The 1,155-nt window shown below is 43.6% G+C and carries 1 protein-coding gene; it reads right to left on the reverse strand.

The window, feature by feature from the left end; translation table 11 throughout:
* On the reverse strand, nucleotides 1-831 hold an 831-nt coding region (locus PX481_RS01185), incomplete at its 3' end, for an efflux RND transporter permease subunit (RefSeq protein ID WP_288093247.1).
* Nucleotides 832-1,155: the final 324 nt, after the last annotated feature.

Raw genomic sequence — 1,155 nt, forward strand, 5'->3', positions numbered from 1 at the left:
CAGCACCGACAGCAAAACTGCCAAGAGTAAATCATCGATCGTGCCTTGTAGGGCAGCGCGAATATATTCCGCTTGGGTTTCAGCTAAAATTATCTTGACATCGGGCAGTTTTTGTGCTATGTCTTTAACCAGTTTTTCTGCTTGAGCGGCCAGATCGAGACTATTGGCAGCACCTTGTTTGATTACCTGCACAGCGATCGCCTCTTGGCCATTAAAGCGTACCAGCGTGGGCAATGGTCGGGTTAAGCTTTTATGGGGATTATCTTCCCTAACTGTACCTTGACCGAGTAAATTAACTTTAGCCGTACCTTCGAGAGCTTTTAAGGGCCGAATTAAATTATCTTGGGCGATTTGGCTTAATTCTTCCAGAGTTTTCTGCTCACTCACCAGCGTATATGTGACTGTTGCCGACTCATTTAAATCAACGGGGATAACTTCTGTAGTAGCTTGAGAGGGTAAAGGGATTTGCGAGATAGCCTGTTTAACTGCTGCGGTGGCTTTGTCTAAATTTGTGCCAATTTTAAAGAAAACGCTGATTACTGACTGTCCGGGGGCAGTAGTCGAGGACACATCCCGACAACCGGGGAGAGAGAAAAGGGGATTTTCTAGGGGTTTAGTTAATTGCTGTTCCGTGGTGATAGCAGTAGCTAAATCCGCTTGGGCGTTAATTATTACGACTGGAAAGCTGATATCGGGGAAAAGAGCGTATTTTAGGGAACTAAAAGCAAAAATTCCCGCCATGGCCACCGCTAACCAGAAAGCAATGGTTAACCTCGGGGCATTAATCGCTATTCGAGAGATATTCAGACGTTCTCGCCACGATTCTTTCATCTTTTGATCATCTCTCATAAGTGGGGAGTGGGGAGTGGGGAGTGGGGAGTGGGGAGTGGGGAGTGGGGAGTGGGGAGTGGGGAAGTGGGAAGTGGGGAGAATAAATAAAAATAATCTCCTGACTCCTGACTCGGAGACTCCTAACCCAATGGTAGATGTTGGATTTTTGCAGGAGTTCTATTTTCTAACAAAGATAAGCAAAAATTATTGATTGACTGCAAAAACTTGAGAATATTTAAATTAACATTCCGCAATATTTATAAATTCTTAAGAATTAATTGAGAAAGATTTTTATTTAACAACGATGTTATCATAGTTACAGCG

This window comes from Microcystis sp. M53603_WE2 (assembly GCF_030065435.1).